The organism is Halalkalibacter lacteus (assembly GCF_036663595.1).
Lineage (GTDB): Bacteria > Bacillota > Bacilli > Bacillales > Bacillaceae_D > Halalkalibacter > Halalkalibacter lacteus.
The window spans coordinates 1-279 of record NZ_JAWRVL010000154.1 but is presented as its reverse complement, the minus strand read 5'-3'; the positions used below and the strand labels follow the sequence as shown (position 1 = coordinate 279).

Below are 279 nucleotides of genomic sequence, written 5' to 3'. Positions count from 1 at the left end.
GAGGCCGGCTTCGAGGTCGCCGCTGAACCCGGTATCCGCGCCGAGGATGAACTCACCCTCCATCCGCATGCTGACGTCACCCTGGGCGTCGGCGAGCGCCAGGATCTCGTTCGCGTACTCGATCCCCTTGTCGACTTCGCCCCGGAACCCATGGAAGCTGGCGAGGCTCCTGAGGACCGGGAACTGCTGCGGGACCTCACCGTGCTCCTTGACGAGCCTGAGGACCTCGACGTAGGCATCCTCCGCGTCGGCCGCGTAACCGCGGAGGAGCGTGATCGC

At 67.4% G+C, this 279-nt stretch carries 1 protein-coding gene; it reads right to left on the bottom strand.

Translation table 11 applies throughout. The annotated features are described in order from the left end of the window. Positions 1-279, bottom strand: a 279-nt coding sequence (locus tag SAZ04_RS21880; protein WP_332699646.1) for a hypothetical protein, incomplete at both ends; no start/stop codon positions are given.